This window comes from Mesorhizobium sp. P2_E9 (assembly GCF_056403815.1).
This window is the reverse complement of sequence record NZ_JBFUET010000012.1, coordinates 1-18269: the sequence shown is the minus strand read 5'-3', so window position 1 is coordinate 18269 and position 18269 is coordinate 1. Positions and strand designations below refer to the sequence as shown.

Annotated in this window: 14 protein-coding genes and 2 tRNA genes; 9 read left to right on the top strand and 7 right to left on the bottom strand. The window is 57.6% G+C overall.

All coding sequences use genetic code 11. The annotated features are described in order from the left end of the window. Positions 1 to 12: 12 nt before the first annotated feature. Positions 13 to 2631 carry a Z1 domain-containing protein gene (locus AC1D05_RS21645; RefSeq protein WP_477443809.1) on the bottom strand — a complete coding sequence of 873 codons (2619 nt, stop codon included), beginning with the start codon at positions 2629 to 2631 and terminating at the stop codon, positions 13 to 15. Positions 2632 to 2801: 170 nt separating this feature from the next. Next, entirely contained in the window at positions 2802 to 4406 is a 1605-nt protein-coding gene (locus AC1D05_RS21640) for a DNA cytosine methyltransferase (RefSeq protein WP_477443808.1), read from the bottom strand. Between the two features lie 76 nt (positions 4407 to 4482). Here AC1D05_RS21640 and AC1D05_RS21635 point away from each other — a divergent pair, with 76 nt between their 5' ends. The 4 genes from AC1D05_RS21635 (at position 4483) to AC1D05_RS21620 (ending at position 8321) form a co-directional block, all read left to right on the top strand. Next, complete coding sequence (locus AC1D05_RS21635; protein WP_477443807.1) at positions 4483 to 4971, top strand: very short patch repair endonuclease; 489 nt, start codon at positions 4483 to 4485, stop codon at positions 4969 to 4971. 150 nt (positions 4972 to 5121) lie between these two features. Then, entirely contained in the window at positions 5122 to 5742 is a 621-nt protein-coding gene (locus AC1D05_RS21630; RefSeq protein ID WP_023828052.1) for a type IV toxin-antitoxin system AbiEi family antitoxin domain-containing protein, read from the top strand. After that, positions 5735 to 6604 carry a nucleotidyl transferase AbiEii/AbiGii toxin family protein gene (locus tag AC1D05_RS21625; RefSeq protein ID WP_477443806.1) on the top strand — a complete coding sequence of 290 codons (870 nt, stop codon included), beginning with the start codon at positions 5735 to 5737 and terminating at the stop codon, positions 6602 to 6604. The genes AC1D05_RS21630 and AC1D05_RS21625 overlap by 8 nt, the downstream gene beginning before the upstream one ends. Positions 6605 to 6770: 166 nt before the next feature. Further along, the gene (locus AC1D05_RS21620) at positions 6771 to 8321 is read left to right on the top strand and encodes a restriction endonuclease (RefSeq protein ID WP_477443805.1); all 1551 of its coding nucleotides are present in this window, start codon (positions 6771 to 6773) and stop codon (positions 8319 to 8321) included. A gap of 117 nt (positions 8322 to 8438) precedes the next feature. Here AC1D05_RS21620 and AC1D05_RS21615 read toward each other — a convergent pair whose 3' ends face one another. Both AC1D05_RS21615 and AC1D05_RS21610 read right to left on the bottom strand, forming a co-directional pair. Then, positions 8439 to 9815 (bottom strand): hypothetical protein, encoded by a 1377-nt coding sequence (locus tag AC1D05_RS21615; protein ID WP_477443804.1) that lies wholly within the window; start codon positions 9813 to 9815, stop codon positions 8439 to 8441. Positions 9816 to 10433: 618 nt separating this feature from the next. Then, positions 10434 to 10679, bottom strand: coding sequence for a helix-turn-helix domain-containing protein (locus AC1D05_RS21610; RefSeq protein ID WP_477443803.1), 246 nt, complete (start codon positions 10677 to 10679; stop codon positions 10434 to 10436). A gap of 372 nt (positions 10680 to 11051) precedes the next feature. Between AC1D05_RS21610 and AC1D05_RS21605 the strand changes: the two genes are divergently transcribed. The 4 genes from AC1D05_RS21605 (at position 11052) to AC1D05_RS21590 (ending at position 14699) form a co-directional block, all read left to right on the top strand. After that, positions 11052 to 12428, top strand: a complete 1377-nt coding sequence (locus tag AC1D05_RS21605) for a recombinase family protein (protein ID WP_477443802.1) — start codon at positions 11052 to 11054, stop codon at positions 12426 to 12428. Positions 12429 to 12900: 472 nt separating this feature from the next. Beyond that, on the top strand, positions 12901 to 14166 hold the full coding sequence (locus AC1D05_RS21600) for a hypothetical protein (protein WP_477443801.1): 1266 nt from the start codon (positions 12901 to 12903) through the stop codon (positions 14164 to 14166). 34 nt (positions 14167 to 14200) lie between these two features. Further along, positions 14201 to 14298, top strand: a tRNA-Arg gene (locus AC1D05_RS21595). 303 nt (positions 14299 to 14601) lie between these two features. Further along, a tRNA-Arg gene (locus AC1D05_RS21590) sits at positions 14602 to 14699 on the top strand. Positions 14700 to 14750: 51 nt separating this feature from the next. On the opposite strand, the gene AC1D05_RS21585 is transcribed toward AC1D05_RS21590, so the two are convergent. The 3 genes from AC1D05_RS21585 to AC1D05_RS21575 all read right to left on the bottom strand — a co-directional run bounded on the left by AC1D05_RS21585 (position 14751) and on the right by AC1D05_RS21575 (position 17859). Further along, the gene (locus tag AC1D05_RS21585) at positions 14751 to 15896 is read right to left on the bottom strand and encodes a hypothetical protein (protein ID WP_477443800.1); all 1146 of its coding nucleotides are present in this window, start codon (positions 15894 to 15896) and stop codon (positions 14751 to 14753) included. Positions 15897 to 16360: 464 nt separating this feature from the next. Further along, a complete protein-coding gene (locus AC1D05_RS21580) occupies positions 16361 to 17599 on the bottom strand; it encodes a tyrosine-type recombinase/integrase (protein WP_477443799.1) in 1239 nt (412 codons plus the stop codon). 11 nt (positions 17600 to 17610) lie between these two features. Further along, positions 17611 to 17859, bottom strand: coding sequence for a hypothetical protein (locus AC1D05_RS21575; RefSeq protein WP_477443798.1), 249 nt, complete (start codon positions 17857 to 17859; stop codon positions 17611 to 17613). A gap of 244 nt (positions 17860 to 18103) precedes the next feature. On the opposite strand from AC1D05_RS21575, the gene AC1D05_RS21570 reads away from it, so the two are divergent. Then, a partial coding sequence (locus AC1D05_RS21570; protein WP_477444006.1) for a helix-turn-helix domain-containing protein occupies positions 18104 to 18269 on the top strand: 166 nt, incomplete at its 3' end.

Here is an 18269-nt window from a genome sequence, read left to right as displayed (position 1 = left end):
TCGAGCGATGGCTCAGTGGACACGACCGGCCTCGAGCTGTTCTGCGATCTCGTCCTCGATGTCTTCGAGATCGTCTGCCGATGGTGGTTCCAGTCTCACACTGTAATATCCGCCTGACCCGTCTGCCGACCCGGGAAAGACAATCCCGAAGCCGACCAGATCCCCGACGGCTTCGAGGCCGACGCGCTGGCCCGACGGCCTTCTCGGCGTCGAATTCCTGTCGATCGGATAGAGAAGCAGGAGTGGCACGTTGCCGACGACGCCGGCGCGCACGGCCTTCAGCCTGGTCCAATCTGTCTCTGCCGCGGCGTCTCCGCCAGTACAGTCGAAGAGGACGTCCCTTCGCGACATCAGCGCCTTGATGTCGGCGAAATCATCCGGCCGCTCCAGTCGCGTTCTTGTCGAAAGTCGTACCGAGCCAAGTTCGCCCATCGGTGCTGCCGACGGTTCCCCGCTTTTCGGTTCCACGACTCCGACGTTCCATGTCCGCGCGCTGTCGCCAGATGCCTCGATGTATCCCAGCAGGAACTCGGCTGAGAGCTCCCTGTGGGACGCCTGCACAGAGTATGCCCGAAGAAACTGCACTATCAGGCGCCCGGGCACACCGCGAAACAGGATGCGCGCCGATTCCCGGTCGCGTAACCCGAGGTCGGTCGCCTGTGTCATCAGGTGGGCGGCGGCGGTCCAGTTTCCCCTGACGATCTCAGGCCTGCGATGATCGAAGCGGATTGTCTGCACGTGCTTGCCGGCATAGCTCACGTCGGTGAGGATGGCCGCTCTCATCTTGCTTGCGGCAGTGATCGCCATCCCCGGGATCGACCTCACCCTGACCGCGAATTCCATCGGAGTCGTCTTGCGGACCGCATACTCCGCCACGTCCCCCCTGATCTCGGCCTCGATGAGAGCGAGCGAACGGAACGCCGTGCTGAGCGAATCGGTCATCCAGATGCGCGGCATGTCTTCGTATCCGGGCCGATAGCCGAACCACCGTCCCATCTGCAGCAGCGTATCGTACTGGCTGGATGTGCGCAGAAAGTAGCTCACGCACAGGCCCTCGATCGTCAGGCCGCGAGCGAGGATGGAGCCACCGATCACGATGTATGTCCTCGGAGAACCGTCATAGTTGATCCGATCGTCGCTGGTGCCGTTCTCGACAGGAACTTCCAGCGCCTCGAGGACCGCCGCCATGAATGGCATCAGCTGATGTCCGGTGACGTAGGGCAGGGCGCAGAGGTCGTCGGGCACGCGCTGCTGCTCGGCCTCCCAGAGACCAAGCATCCTTGTCCCAAGAGCAGATCCGGGGTCCGTGATCTGGTCGGCGATAACCTCGAGCCATGCCTTCACCAGAGTGGCCAGCCGCTCATGCATGATCACATACGCTGATGTGTGGATCAGCATCGACATGTGGCTGTCCGCATCGCCTCGGAACCGTCGCGCTGCGCAAGACGCCAGGAAATACAGGACCGCATCTTCGAGCGATTCCGTCATGCGTGGCTGAAAATGATCCTTTTCTGCCCGGCTCGGAGGCTGAAGGAACGCGATGTCGTCCTCCGGGATCTCCCGGATCATGTCGAGCCCCTCTTCTTCCGGCTGCGGGGAATCCGCGTCGACGGGCGGGCGGCCGAACAGACGCTCGGTCCCGAAATAACCATCCGGCGTCGGCAAGGCGGTTATGAAGTCCTTCGGGTAGAGGTCGTCGAGTTCCCTTCCCCCAGCGGGGAAGGGGTTGATGAGCACGTTGGCGAACGGCGTGGCGGTATATCCTACGTAGGAATTTGCCGGGATCTTCTTGAGGATGAGGCGGATCCTCTCGTTTATACGCGTCATGTCGTACTCGCCCGAGGCCGTGTTCACACTCGCCTGGTCGCATTCATCATCGATGACAAGCACCTTGAGACGGCGCAGAATCGCGGGCAGAGTGCGCTCCAGTGTGAGAAGCAGCTGTCCGAGCGGAGCAACATTCTTCTTCACGACTGCGAGCTGCGCCGCCCCATCCACGGGCATCGGAAAGCCGCCATTGGGCGGCATCCTGAAATCGCCCTGCTCGTCTTCCCGAGTCTGGAGCTGCCACTGGTCTCTCAGCCGATCGACCAGATCCTTCTGCATGCGCCCCTGGGTCTGCTTGCGAAGCTTGTTCGTGAGGCCAGCCAGAATGATCACCAGATTGTAGCCGGCGTCGACAGCCTTTGCGATGACGGCGGTCATGTTGGCGGTCTTGCCGGACTGCACGTGTCCAACGACCAGACCACGACATGCAAAGCTCTCCTTCGAGGGATTCTCAAGCAGCGAGACGATCTCGTCGGAGGCCTTGCCGATGCGGTCATCGACAGTGTCTGCGGACCAGCCCTTGGAATCGACGAGATACGCCCGCAACGCGGGCCAGTGACGATCAGTTTCCGCCGGCCCATGATACCAGTCCTGGCGGATTCGGAAGATCGAATTCACCCTGAGAATTTCGACGGGTCGAATGGATCCGCGAACCTTTTCGATAGCGGCAGCAAAATCCTGCTCGGTCTCGTCCGAGAAGCGGCCAAGGAACGGTTCGAGGTCCTGCCGGACGAGGCGAGCCGCGTCGTCCAGGCCGTCAGCCGATGACAGGCGCGCGCGCAACTGCCTGACAAACGCATCCATTTGTGTCGCTGATACCGACATCACCCGCCCCGCTGTGAATAGACTCATCGCCCCGAATGGACTTTGTACGCCGCAGGCCATCTGCTGCAAGCTGAAATGAAAAAAACGCGAACGACTTCGCCACTAGAACCGTACGCGAATATCAGCGTGAGTCTTTCCAACCAGCCTGGTCAGGCAACTTGCGACAGCTTCATTTCGTTTTCTGTTGCATCGCTTCTCTCGGCAGTCAGAATCACGAAAAGAGCTTCACCGATCCAGCGGGCGAGGAGAGGCGGCACCGCATTGCCAACCTGGGTATATTGCTGGGTACGATTGCCTTGGAAGAGATAGTTGTCGGGGAAGGTCTGAAGACGCGCCGCCTCGCGTACCGAAAGGCTGCGACATTGCATTGGGTCAGGATGGATAAAGTAGTGTCCATCCTTGGAGATATGACTCGTGACGGTCGTTGAGGGAGCCTTGGAGAGTTGCACCCGGAAGCGATCGGCAAACTTGCCCGAGTTCCAGTTCTCGTGCTCCGGTGCCAGCTCCTCCGGAAAATCCGACGCCTTCGGCGAGCGGCCGACGACTTCGGCGAAGACCGCTGCAAAGAAGTAACGGGCAAGATCGCTCGCCATATGGCTACGAGTCGCATGATTTGGCAGTGTCTCCAGCTTGGGATCGATCAGCCAGTCACGAAGGTCGGCTGGACAGTCTGGCGAGATGCCGACGCCCCGCGCCTCACGGCCAGGTATGTCGTTCAGGCTCTCGAAGGTCGTATGATACCGATGAGCCGTCTGCGCAAATGCTGCTTGCAGATCATCCGCGAGACCGGTGTCCACGTCGGCGACAAAGGCCATGGCGATGCTGACCATCTGTTTCCACTCCTCCCGGCTGTCGACGCCACGGCTGAGACCGCTGCGCAGCTTCGGCATCCCATCCAGTACATTGCCGACGGTTGCAGTCAGGCTATGGCGGACCATCAGGTCGGCGAGGGCGGAATCAGGCAAGTCCGCAGCCAGGTCGGACCTGAGGCCGACGACGATCACTCGATGGCGTGCTTGAGGAATTCCGAAATCCTCGGCACGAACTATGAAATCAGTGGCGCGTGGTTCAAACCTGCCAAAGCCGAGTTGTCCTCGGCTACGCGGATCCAGTGCAATCAGCCGGTATGGCTCTCCATGCGGCCGGTCTCCACGCAGGTCACGAAGTACCTGATCGAAAATCCGATTCTCGCCATCGACCGACGAAGACAGCATGCCCTTGACGTTTTCCATGACAAAGGCCGCGGGCCGGAGTCGATCGAGGATGCGGATATATTCCCTGTACAGGAAGTGCTTTTCATCCTCGCTGGCCACATACCCTTCCTTGCCCTGGTTGCGAGCACGGCCAACGAGCGAATATGCTTGGCAGGGCGGGCCGCCTATGAGGATGACATTGCCGCCACTTTCGGCCCGGATGGCGTCGAGTCGAGCGTTCAGTCGCCCCTCGGGATCCTCCTTGCCAAGCTCGAGTTGCCAGGCCTCCTCTTCCGCCGCTGCCCATTCCTTTGGGTGCTGTTTGGACCAGTCGGGTACTTCGCCCCCCTCATTGATCAGATTGTAGTAACTTTCAGGAAGGGAATTGCCAAACTGGCGCAGGAAGCTTCGCAGGTGCAGGGTCGAGTGCGCCGCCTTGTCCTTCTCGATCGACAGAGCGATCTTGAACGCGCATTTCCCATCGGCGCCGGAAACGCTCGAAAATCCCTCGGCCAGTCCTCCAGGACCTGCAAATATGTCAACAACTGCATATGTTGGCAAGAATCACGCTCTTTCGACCCCGGGAGCAAAGGTCTGATTAATACCAGCTCTGCAGAGAAATGACAGGCTTGGATCGATGGCAGATGTAGTTGATCAGGCGACCCGTTCTCGGATGATGTCCGGCATTCGAGGGAAGAACACGAGGCCGGAAATGGCATTGCGTAAGGCGCTGCATCGGTCTGGCCTGCGATATCGATTGCACGGGGCACATTTGCCTGGGCGACCGGATATGGTTCTGTCTTCGCGACGGGCGGTAATCCTCGTTCACGGATGCTTCTGGCATCGTCACGCGGGTTGTCACTGGTGCAGCACACCAGCGTCCAGGCCGGAATTCTGGGCTGCGAAGTTCGATCGAAACATGACCCGAGACTGCGAGGTGGTCGATGCCTTGCATGCGGAAGGCTGGCGCGTCGCTATCGTCTGGGAATGTGGGCTTCGGGCAGCGTATCTCAATGAGACGGTAAAACGGGTGCTGGCCTGGGTATGGTCGGAAAGCGGTGATTTCGAAAGCGATGTTGTACGCCCACGTGTCGATTCTCCGCTGACCAGGAGAGCGTCATTGTGACTGGAGCGGCGAGTTGAGAAAGCCAAGGGCCAGACATTGGGATTGTGACAAATCCTGGGTATGATTTAAATGAGACCCAGGATTTGTCACGGAGCGACAATGTGACATATCCTGGGTATGATCGAAACGAGACCCAGGATTTGTCACGTCATGGACCGGACTCAAACAACCCAACGCCAACAACTGGCTGCCCTCCTGGACACCCAGCCAATCATGCGCGCATATGAACTCCGCAAGGCCGGGATTGCGCCCGAGACGATCTCGCGCGCTGTCCACAATGGCCAACTCATCCGCATCTCCCGCGGCCTCTATCAACGCGCCGACAGTGAAGTCGAAACCGAGCAGGCGCTCGCAGAAGCTGCAAAGAGGGTCCCCAAAGGCGTCATTGCCATGGTTTCGGCGCTCGCCTTTCACGGGCTGACCGACCAGATGCCTCGCAAGATATGGGTCGCAATCAGCGCGAGGGACTGGGCACCGGTTCCTTCATATCCGCCGATCCGCATCGTCGAACTTCGTGACAGGTACATGGACCAGGGAATCGAGCATCATCGAATTTCGGGAGTCGACGTTCCGATCTTCTCGGTCCCGAAGACGCTCGCCGATATCTTCCGCAACCGCAAGCTGGTCGACCGCTCGGTTGCAGTGGAGGGGCTGCGAGCTGCCCTCGACCAGCGCAAGGCCACACCTGGTACTATCGCGGAGGCGGCAATCGCAGGCGACTCCTGGAAGATCATGCGCCCCTATCTCGAGGCTCTGACCTCGAATGGCTAAAGGTACGACAAATCAGGCTGCCTCGATCAAGCAGCGGTTGCTGAACCTCGCGCGCAAGGAAGGCCGGATCTATGAGGTCGTGCTGGTGCGCTACGCGCTGGAACGGCTGCTCTACCGCCTGTCTGTGTCGGACCAGCGCGATCGTTTCATTCTGAAGGGAGGGATGCTCGTTACCCTATGGATCGACGGTGGCAATCGCGAGACGCGAGACGCTGACTTTCTTGGGCATGGCGACGCAAACCCGGAAAAGCTCAGAGCTACATTTACCGAAATCATGGCAATCGCTACCGACGATGGACTTGTATTCGATACCCAAGGCCTGACTGCAACTACGATCCGCGAAGAGATGGAATATGGCGGGGTGCGCCTACGCACGACGGCCTTCTTGGAGCGGTCCAGGATCCCAGTTACGATCGACATAGGGTTTGGCGACGCTCTGGCGGCAGCGGCGCAACCGCTCGCCTATCCATCGTTGCTTGGCATGGAGACGCCGCAGATACGGACCTATCCCCCGGCAACAGTTATCGCTGAAAAATTTCAGGCCATGGTCGCGCTGGGCGTCGCCAACGGTCGCATGAAAGATTATTACGATCTGTGGGCGATCCCCAAGGCAGTCCCTCTCGCAGATACGGATCTGGATGCTGCTATCCGAGCGACTTTCGAGCGGCGACATACTGACATTCCTGACGGTAGGCCACCTGGTCTTTCAACGACATTGCTGGACGATGCGACCAAGCAGCGCCAATGGCATGCCTACGCACAGTCAATCGACCACGACGGCCTGTCGCTGGTGGAGGTTGTAGATGCCGTCTGGGCGCTGGTGGGACCATCGTGCGCGCGCATCAGATCGTCTGAGAATTAATTGTGGCCCGTAATGCGGACGTATCTGCTGTAAATGGCACCCTGTCGGCAGCTCGCCAATCCGATTGACGCTGTGTTTCGACCGACAGCCGACAATAGTCGTTGAACCGGGATGCAAGCCAGAAACGGAAGCCGGTGCGGCTGGTACCTTGGATAGGGATAACAAGATGGAGTACGATGCCGGGGGCAACGCGCGAACGCTCGAGATCGATCTCGGCGAAGAGCTCGAAATGGATCTGGCGACGCTTGATCCACATGCTTACGATCGGATTCTCGTTTACGTGCCGCTCCCTTCATTCGGGTCAACCCAGTCCTATCGCGACATCTGCGGAGATCTTCTTGACGCTTCGTGGGCCATCGAACGGATGGCTGCACATGCGAAGTGTGTCAGGACCGAAAACCCGCCCGGAGGCTACCGCTGCATCAGGGCCGTCCTTACTGGACCAAGGCCGGGAATATTCGGTGCCATCGCCGACTGTGCGCTTCTGCTCGGGGAACTCGAGGATTTCACAGAGGATGCAGAACTGGAGGAACTGCAGAACCTTCGCGAACAGGTCTATGACTATGAGGACAAGCTGGAGACTCTGGTTCCCCGAGCGCCGGAGATTATCGACTGGTATTTCGCCAACCTTCACGAAGTGAACAGCGAGTTGCGGTCCGAAGCTCCGGGGGCATGGAGCAGTCAGATGGAGCGCTTCCCAGAGCGTCGCCTCGGGTTCCATCGCAGCGGCTTCAGCGGCATACTAGGGGGTAGCTGCTATGCTTCGCGGACCGGGTGGCTTGTGCCGGTGGCGATAGGCCCCGACCGATTCTTCGTGGGAACGGATCAGAAGTACCGTCTGAATGACTTCCTGCCCGCCGACTTCGTCATCATCAACGGCGAGTCGTTCGTGCATCACAAGGGTCTCCTGGTCCGCTTCCCATCAGGTCTGTATTTCGAATCCCAAGTCTGCGCGGGGCTCGTGACCCAAGACGACGAGTATGGCGAACGCTGGTCATCAGACCCTTTCAGCGCGCTCCGTTCACCGATAGCAGAAGAAGCCGCTCCCGTAGGCATCTCGACTTCGGGCGCGCTAGAAGGCACGTCAACGCTAGCGGAAGGCTGCTACCTTCACGAGACTGGAACGCTTGCGTTCGTCAATGATGGCTACTTCCTCCACTTCCTCTACGACATCCGGCCGGCGCAGCTGCAGACGGCCAAGGCGCTCCGCGAGGCTTCGGCCCAAATTACCGAAGAGCTGTCCACCGCGACCGGCGCCGCGCCGTTCTTTCAGTGCGACTGGACGAACTTGGACGACGAGGCCTTCGAAGAGCTTTGCTACCAGCTGATCTTCGACAATCCGAAGTTCAATTCCGATACCATTCGGAAGCTCGGCAAAGCGAGGTCGAGGGATGGCGGCCGCGATATCATCATCCATGAGGCAACAATAGGCCCTTGGGTGGAGCCGAAGAAATGGATTTTCCAGTGCAAGCTTGTCACCAACGGTTCGTCCCTCGGAGCCACACGCCTGACGGACGTCGGCGACATGCTCGAGCAATACGGCGCCCAAGGGTTCGGTGTGATCACCTCAGCTCAAATGGACGCCACACTCTACGACAAGCTCGACGCGATCTGCTCGAAACGCCGAGTCGACCAATACCACCTGTCGGTTCTGGAGCTCGAACGGGCGCTAGGGCGCAATCGCCGTGTCAGGCAGAAATTCTTCCCGGGATCATGATCTACCCCTCAGCGGCCAACATGGAGACACGACCCGGGCCGCAATAGACGACCAGAAAGCGGTAGCTTTTCAGCGTGGCCTTGATGATCGCGCATCTCACATGCGGAATAGTCTCCTCTAATCCGCCGGATTTTTCTCGAACATCGACCCTGCAGCGCTCGCCCATTCCAGCGGTGAGCACGCGGTGGCCAGCTTCTTTTCGTTGTCAATCGACCAGAGTTGAAGGCTGATGGAAGGCGAATAACCAAAGTAGCCATTGCCGCGCTCGGCCTCTTTTTCAGGGTCTGGCTCATCGAAATCGACCTTCGATGATCTTGCCGAAATATCGAGGAAATGGGGACTGACCAGAGCATCGATCTGTTTCAGGCGCTGCCGGATCCAAGTCGCCATCGCGCTCATTCTGCCGACATCCTCAGGCGTCGTATTCTCGAGATGGGCCAGCACCGCGTTCAACTTGTCCCGATGGGTCAGTTGTTCATGGATCGCATCCACAAAATCCATACGGCGCTTCTCGCGGCTATTGAACGCTTCCTCGCGTTGCCGCTGGGCTTCGGCGTCTCGTTGACGACGCTCTCGTTCCTCGCCTTGTCTCCTGCGTTCGCTGATGAACGCCGCGTGTCCAACGAAGCCTGCCAATATGTCCGGCAGCATGCTTTCCAAGGCTTGCGTCTTTCCGTCGGAATATATGCGGCGAAGGCCTGAATACGGGTTGGCGTGAATGACGATAGCGAGCCGGCCGGATGGAGACTGGTCGTACCTGGGCCAAGCGTCGTTGGTGTTGCCCCAACGCGTTCTTTCATCCCGCCGTTTCAATTCTGCCGGCGTCGGTTGATGCAGGGTCTTTTCGGGCTGCTCCTCCAGGCCGAACGCAACTGATTCATTCTCGACAACGAGTACCAACCCGTTCTCGGTTACCTTGGGCAAATGGCCTTGAGTTTCTGCAAGAGCGAACAACTGACTTAGGATGCGAATTCCCCTTTCAATGGAAGCCGCAGCAATTTTGAGAGGGACAACGCCCCTGGACCGAACGATCGCGAAGCCCTGATCGTCCGGACGCGCTTTTGAGATCGCGCGCCTTGTGACAGCGAGAGACGGGAGCTCAACGAAGCTGGGCATAGACTCCGGCGTAGCGGCCACCATCGGATTAGCCGCAGCGTGCTTGTTGAGCCTATCTCGGGCTTTTTCTGTGGCTTCGCGGACGGACGGCGACAGGTGCTGCTCGGAACTTCCTGCGATCCTCACCAACGCCAAGTTTGGTTCGGCCGATTGAGGCAGCGCTTGCTTGTTGACGCGCTTGCCGTATTTCAGTTTTGCCCAGTATCCGCGTTCTGGTGTTGGAATGTGGTGGCGATCACAGGTCTTTTTCAATGCCGTACCCGTAACGCCGTAATCCGCAGCAACCTTGGTCATCGGCTTGGACCAGACCTGCTCATAAAGCATCTCGCGAGAAACCGTCCTCACCCTCTCGACCTCTTCTTCCGCCCACGCGTCCACGGCCCGACTCCAGTGATCAATCGATCCAGAAATGGAGGTGGGCGTATTGATCCTGTCAGTTTTGACGGTACTTCATCAAATTCTCGCTGGATCATCAACGATCGACTGTGGGAAAAAGCGTCGGCATGGGCAAAGCTCAACGGCGCCTTAAAAAAACGGATCGACTGAAGCAGGCGGCGAAACGCGCGCCTAAATCGCTACGACCAGTGAAGGTCGCTATCGGTGGTTGCGTGACCGTGATTTGGACTGGCGGTTTTTGCCGACAGCCGATCCGGCTCACGGCTCTCCGAATAGCACGCCTTGCTATCCCTTTCTGCGACCGACTGATTTGACGGCTTCTCTCGTCCTCCGCATGAGAACATCTTGCGAGACATGGACCAAGATCGTGATCTCGGCAGGCCCTGAAGATGCCCACGTATGCCGCGGACTGCTGATCTCCGCGGCAGCATGGCTGAGACCGTTCTCGACTCGCAGCGAGCGTTACCCGCAATGGCAGTGAGATCGCACAAAGGCTCTTGCGCCAAGTAGCTTACAGAGCGATTCTGCTCGGGGGATCGACACCGCACTAAATATTATAGCACGTAGCCATGCCGGCAACGTCGGCACGGTAGATTCTCGTTAGAACAGGTCCTCGAAGTCAGCATGGCTGCGCCGACGAACGACAATTTCCAGACCGAGGGAAGAAAGCGTCGCCATCAAGGTCCGCAGCCGCACTGCAGGCTTACCGGCCTCAAGGTGCGATATTGTGCCCTGGCGGAGGTGCACTCGATCTCCAAGCGCCTCTTGCGTAAGCCCTGCTTTCCGACGGGCGGGCCGCAGGATGGCGCCGATCTGCTTTTCATTGCGCGCTATCGCGTCAAGCATGATGGTCCTTAGACAATACGCGAATGCGTATAAAATGGTGATATGCGCGATCGCGTATAAAGTGCCACATTAGACGAAAGGCGTCCAGGGTGTCGATCGGATCGGCATTGATGGCGGGTGCCAGTCCCTGACTGTTGCCAGGCTTCGGATACTTCGAGCGACAGCGCCGTCGAACTCCGGGGAACAGCTTTGAAACTGCCTGTCGCACGCACCCGGCCGGCAAGCTGCACTGCGTCGAACTGATCCTGTGTGCACTACAGTGCACTAAATGAATTTGAGACAATAGATATCGCACTTTTTCTTTAATCAGCAAATTCGCCCCGTGTTACTCTCCCTTGAATACCGTCAGATGGTATTTAAGGAGGGCCGGCGATGCCCGAACTCTCGACTGCTCTCCGCGTCCCAGCAGCGCAATACCTTCGCATGTCAACCGAACATCAGCGCTACTCGCTAGAAAACCAAAGAGCGGCCATTTCGGAGTATGCCGAGATGAGAGGCTTTGCCGTCGTCCGCACGTATGCCGACGCAGGCAAAAGCGGCTTAAGTCTGAAGGGCCGAGACGGACTTCAGCGGCTGCTCGCAGATGTGGTGACTGGCCAGGGCGGCTTTTCCGCGATCCTCGTACTGGATGTCAGCAGGTGGGGAAGATTTCAGGACACGGACCAAGCTGCGCACTACGAGTTTGTCTGCCGCGATGCGGGGGTCAATGTCCATTACTGTGGGGAACCCTTCGAGAATGACGGCAGCATGGTTGCCAGCGTCGTAAAGACTCTTAAGCGGGTAATGGCAGCCGAGTACAGCCGTGAACTTTCCAGCAAAATCTGCAGAGCACACATCCAGCAGGCTCGCCTTGGGTTCAAGCAGGGCGGCCCCGCGCTGTATGGCATAAGGCGGTTTCTGGTAAGCGAAGATGGAACGCCGCGATTTTTGTTGGGACCGGGCGAGCGCAAGGGGCTGAACTCCGACCGCGTAATGTTTATGCCCGGCCCTCAGAATGAACTCAAAATCGTACGGCGAATCTTCCGGATGTTCGTCGTGCAGAAGCGGAGCATTGCGAACATCGCCAAGATGTTGCACGACGAAAAGATACCGTCGACGAATGGCGCTTTGTGGAGCTGGGGACGGGTCAAAGGCGTCCTCCGCAGCGAGTTGATGGTCGGATACTACGTCTTTAATCGGACCAACCACAAAATGAAAAAACCGGTAAGTCGGAATCCTCCGGATCTTTGGGTGCGAACCAAGGTGATGGAGCCCATTGTCGATCCCAAAATTTTTGCACGAGCGCAGCGGCTATTCAGGCTTAGGCGGGTCTACCCTCTCCGGGAGCCCGACATGATCAGAAGTCTGAAGCGACTCTTTCGGGAGAAAAAGAGGCTTTCGCAGGCAATGATCAACAAGTGCCCTTACACGCCATCCTCTCACGCATATTGGGCGCACTTCGGCAGCCTACTGGCAGCGTATAAGACCGTTGGGTTCACGTGCCCGTCAAGCGGCCAACGAGGTAGATACTACTCGGATGAGGAGCTTCTAGATGGCATTCGCCGACTGCATGCACAGTTCGGCTATGTGACAACCGCTTTGATCAACGGCGACCGCAAACTTCCGGAGTGCAAAATTTTCAAGAAGCGCTTCGGCTCAATTGTAAAAGCGTACGGCCTTGCTGGGTTCCCTACGACAACGAGCAAGACTATCTCGGCAGCCCGACAGCGAACTGCCGCTCAGCGTTCCCTCCTCAAGCGATCAGTTTAGCCAATTGCATACCTGGCGGACTGCGAGGGCAACGCATGAAAAACTTGTAGACGCGCAGCAGGATGAACTTACAGACGCACACCTTAAGCCAGTCAGGGCGGATGAGTGCGGTGATCGGCGGCGGCGTACGAATAGACGGGGTTTGACTGGACACAGATCTCCATTTTCGGCGGACGGCAGCTTTGCGCGGCATCCCGGCCATAGCAATCGGCGTCGCCCAAACCTGAAAGCGGTCATCATCGGCGGCGACGGTGGAAGGCAGTAAGGTGCCCTTCGCGATCGACCGCCCAAGAAAATCGGCTATAACTTGCTGCCTCCATAGTGGCCTTCTGTCCGAAGATGGTCGGAGGTGCTGAAAAGACTAGGCTACCATGGATGCCGAGAAGCAGTCACCTAATATTTGCATTTCGTAGAATCTGGAATCTGGGTAGGAGAAGATGGAGGTCATCTCAACCAGGCTGGATCTAGTGTAATGGACACAGAGCTTCTCGAGCTTCTGCCGTTCATCGACACTGGGGAAGCCATCCCCGCGGATGTAATGCTGCGGCTGTTGAATGGCGTACAGGACCGTGCTGGCGAACCCCGGCGACGTGCGGCAAACGAGATCCTAAGCGGGGCGGGCGATTACCTCCCTGGGCGGGGTTATCTCTCCGACTTCATTTCTGGAAAGCTGTCACAGATAGAAGCGGTCGCGATCATCTCCGGCAGGAAGAAATATCTGGAAAGGATGGGGTGTCTATTGCCAAACATCCTCAAAATCCTTGGTGTCCGCGAAGGGCGCAACCTCAACTCCATAATGCTGCGCATCAACGATTGCTGCCATGACTTTCCGATCGTCGCAAAATCAGCCCACGAGAAAAAAGTCAGGAAGGCAATTCGGACGGATGTCGCTCAAATCAGAGATTTGGCGCAAGAACTGCGGGCAGCCGTGGAGAAAGCGGAAAGGCATATTAATCACGAGCTCGAGCAGCACGTCGCGATCCTGAGGGACGAGCAACAGTGGGCGCCCAGCTGGAGATCGGGCGTCGAGGCGTTCAACCAACAGCTTGATTGGCTCAGGGTGACTGCCGACATCGCGCTCTATCGCGATGATGTTGGGGAAGATGGATTCTATGTCGGCGACAACAAAGCCAAGACCCATATCGTTGAATGCGCATACGACATGGCGATCTGGTATGGGCAGCCAGCCTTCGTCACCACACCGGGTTCGGATTTTTCGTTGTTATGTGCGTTGCTGTTTGAGCTTGCAGGCGGCGGGCAAGACGCCAGCCTAGCCGGCGCCATCAGTAAATTTGCCCGAAGCACTCTTCGCAAAAAACTCGATTCCGATGCAGAAGAATCGCGGCAGGAAAACAGCGACGATTATTTGAAACCGCATGAGGAAGATAATTTCCTATACGTCACAAGGAGGATCGAAGAGCTGACAGGCGAAGCTCGCTTCTGGAAGGCGATGATGGAAAGCCGCGCGTGGGATGATACCGCCAAGTATCATCTCAGCCGGAGGCTTCTCGCTGTTTTGGAAGACATCCGGGACGCCAATCAGCGCCATGGCCCACACCGGGTCTGGAGTGATCCGATCGACGAAGGTGAGCTTGCGCGCTTTGTCCTCCAAGAACGTGAAAGGGACGCAGCGCTGCTCCAATTAGAAATTGAGACCGGCAGGAAGCAGCGCTCAGTTGATCTCATTTTGGCCAAATGGCAAAAACCGGATCAACACGGCGGCGAAAAACCGCGGTAGAAATCTATCCATGTTCGGCACGCCGGGCACATCACGCAGCGTAGCTCAATGGGATAGAGTCCCCGCTTTCTACTGCCACCGCAAACGCGGTAACAGGGCGGGAAGATGCAGGTTCAACTCCTGCCGCTGCGTCGATCACCGCGCGGAAGACGTAAAGTGTTTGGCTACCTGTGCTTGCTGCTGAATGTCTTGCCAAGATGTTCTGGATGCGCCTCCTTGAGTGTCCAAAAGGATCGATCTCTAGCCCAGGATGGGGCTGCAGGTCAGACACCGCCCGAAGTGTGGAAATTCTGCGACGCTGTCGCCGCTCTCGCCGCCGGGAAATGGCGCCGCTTTATGCCGTAGTCGACATGAATCCAAAACCCACTTTCGATTCACGTCAACACTGAACTAACGCTATCTGGTACTGACTGCGTATCGGTGGAAGCACCGTGACGCGACGTAGTTCAACGGAAGAACACTCCGCTTTCTACTCGAATGGCAGCGCTCAGTCGGGGGTGGTGAGGCTGTAGGTTCGAGTCCTACCGTCGCGTACGATATCGGATATTAACCGGTCCTGCGGAGTGTGAACGGCGCCGAAATAATCAAACGTTGCGCCCTAGGCGACGAGACCTGCCAAGCGCAATTTCAGCTTTCACAAGCCGATTGTGCATTTCCTCCAGATCCTCGAAAGCGGGGCCATAGGCACGCATCATCTGTGAACCCCAAACTAAGTTGGGCCCGTTTTCAAGAAGCGTTCGTTGTAGCCTTTCCAGGACATCGGCTCTGCGTTCGAGCAGTTCGCGTCGGGAGAAGACATCCCAGTCGCGTGATTCGACTATCTCCTCCCAAAATGTGCACTCATTCTTGAGCTTTGCGGTCCGCTCTTTGACGGCGGCGAAGTTATCCGTCTCGTACGCACGCATTCCTTCATCGCTGTTATCCCACCGGAATGACTGTTCCTCCTCGAAAATCTCTTTCCGGCTCGAGCTCTTCGCAAACCTGTTAATGGCTCCCGCGAGTCCGACGTCGTATTCACCACTGGCGATCTCATACAGAAGGCTACATGCTGTCGCAAAATCTGAACCTGGCGTGGTGACGAAAGCAGGTGCGTTCTGCGAAAGTGAAATCTGGTAGATACACTGGACAGCCCGGAATTTCGGCCTGTTGTCAGTGACAATGAAACCACCGCCCCCGATCCGCTCACGGTACAGAACTATCTCTGCGACCACAGATAGCCGCTTCAGATCGGCCCGAAATGGCTCAAACGAGTCCCCAAAGCGATCGACGTCGGGCTCCCGAGCAATGGCTGTCTTGTGATGATTGAACTCAATGTCGATATGGTGTCCGAACTCGTCGAGCCGCACGACAAGGTCCGTGACTGCACGTAAAACGCGCTGAAGGCCGGAGGCGATCTCTTTGCGGACTCTTTTCTCGTGAGGCGTCGCCTTGATAGCGGCAAAATCACTGCAAAAGTCATCGATCTGACGAAGAACAGACTCCAGAGTTCCGCTGTGTTTCACATCAAAAAAGGACAAGAGAGCGGGAATCAGAGAAGCCGCCCGCGTGATGTAAGCCTTTCGGTGGCGAATTGCCTCTAGCGCTTCATCATCTGTTCCCCGGGCAGAGATAAACCAGGATAGTTCCATCGGGTGCAGATAGACGCCTGCTTCGGGCATGATCTCCCCAGCCGCGTGACGATAATCCGAATCGTCTCGCGCAAGCCCAGCCGTGTTGAAAGCCTCGATCATCAAGTCGATCGGGATCGGCAGGTGAGAGTTAATGTATGGGGCCAGTCTCGATAGCATCTTCGCGAAGTTCGTTAGAGTTCGTGAAAACCTGTGTTGTTGCTGTGTGGACTCCTCGTACCGACCCAATTGAACGACAACGTAAGATTACGTTCAATGTCTGTCGCAGCACAATCGTCCGGCTGCGAGAAGCCGCTTCCGAACGAAAGTCCCTCCAGTGCCTGCTTTTCGGAGTCCGATGCTCGAAGCGGATGGTCAACTTACGGCCCCGATCGAGATGCTCCTTGCTCCTCGAAGAACGTCGTTAATGGTGCTACCGCGACTTTCCAATGAGAGACTGAAACACCGTCACGATCCTTCTTCGCGAGATGGGGCGAGTGAGGCGTTCATCGGGCGAAATGCAGCGTTGTAGGTGGGACAAGAACATCGAAAAACCTTGGAGCAGATTTGAACGCTTTGCTGTCCCACTAGTTCCTAACTGCTTGATTTAGCTTCTTTTCCAAACATCCTCCGGGCCCACCATTATCGTTATTTATCAATGGTTTATCGACCGGTTCGCCACGAGGATCGCCAACAGGTTCGCCAAGCAGCGGTTTGCGCGTTACCAGCCGTACGACTCGGTCCATGCCCTGCACGGCCAAACGCACCTGCGACGCTTCCCGGGAATAGAGCTCGGCATGGTCGATGTCGTCGTGGCCGAGAACCTCCATCATCTGCCTGGTGGATGCTTCCGCTTCGGCGAGATAGACCCCCAGTGACTTCCTCAAACCGTGCAGGGTAAGACCCTTCGGCAATCCGGCGAGAGCGCACCAGTGTGCCATGGCACCGGTCAGGGATTTCGCCGAGAAGGGCTGGCCATATCCCGTGACTAGAACGGTTTCGCCGCGCCGGTCCGCGGCATCGAGGATCTCAGCGAGCATGGGAGTTACTGGAACGAAAAGCCGCTTTCCACCGGTCCTTCCCTTGTTCTTGGACTGAACAATGTCAAACCCGTCGAATTGGCGCTCGACACCGTCGATCAGGATGCGGTGGGTTACGCGCTGGTCCCACCGCAAGCCTGCGACATCGCCTCTACGATTGCCGAGCCAAAGAGCAAGCCCGTAGCATGTGCGCGCGGAAGTGCCGACCGGCCAGCGCCGTTCAAATTGTTCCATTGCTTCGTGAGGCCACGCCTTCCAGCCGGTATAGGCAGGCCGCCATTCAACTGAGGCTGTAGGGTCCGTCTCGATCCAATCTTGGCGCAGCCCGACATAGACCAGTTTGCGAATTGCGACCAACAGGTGCTTGGCCTTGTGAGGCGTGGCAATGAAGCGGCCCAGAAGTTCTTCGACGTGGGTGCGCCTGAGATTCTTGACCGGCACGTCGCGCCAGGTAAGCGGATGGTCAGGCACCACCCGCAAGTGCAGGAACTCATCGATTAGACGAGTATTCTTTCGCCTTGTCGCTTCGTCGTGAGCCAGCCATTTGACCGACACTTTTAGTCTCTGGGTGGCCGCGCCGAACGTACCGGGCAGGGCAGCACCCGGCATCCTGACGACGGGTGCCTTAGGGGCTTTTCGGCCTTCGACGGCAGCGCAATAAGCCTCCTTGAACCCAGGCTGATTGGGTGCAGGCAGACTGACCACGCGCTCCTTCGTTCGATAGCGCCAGCGAACTTTGCCATGGCGATCGGTATAGGAGGAGAGGCCAGGATATTTATCCGTCATCGCAACCGAATCTATTCCTTTCTATGATTCCCCTGCAACAGGAAGTCGACGATATTCTCTTCATCGTCGCCAGGCAGGTCGGCAAACGCCGCCTCAAGTTTGATACGATCCCAAATCACTCGACCGTCCACCTTCTTTGGCTTCGGCATGCGACGGTCCGCAACCATCTGGTCGAACTTGGTGATCCCGACGCCGACGTATCTCGCAGCTTCTTCGCGTGACAGTCCTCGTGGCGGATAAGAGAGCGGGTCGCTTCTCACGGCTCACCTCCGGTCCCGGTTGAGAAATCAGAATTTCTGTAAACCGGCATCGTTTCGGGGGGAAGAGGTGTGAATGCGCTGTGCGGTAAACGGCGGTCGCGGCCTGTAGAAAGGATGCACTGGCTGTTCAGATAGGTGTGGTTGATGATGATAGCGCTAGATGTGGGCTTTCAGGAGGTTGTCCATTCGGACCGAACCGAGGAGACTGGAGTTACCACGCTTCAGCACTCACCGGAGGGTCCGAATGAACATCCACAAGAATGCCCGTCTCACGCCGCTGCGTCGAGAGGAGATGGCGTTGTCGGTGATAGAAGGCGTCTTTTCCAAAGCCCATGCAGCGCGGATTTATGGCGTGTCGCCCAAGATCGTGGCGCGGTGGGTCGAGCGCTACAAGACCGAAGGCAGCAAAG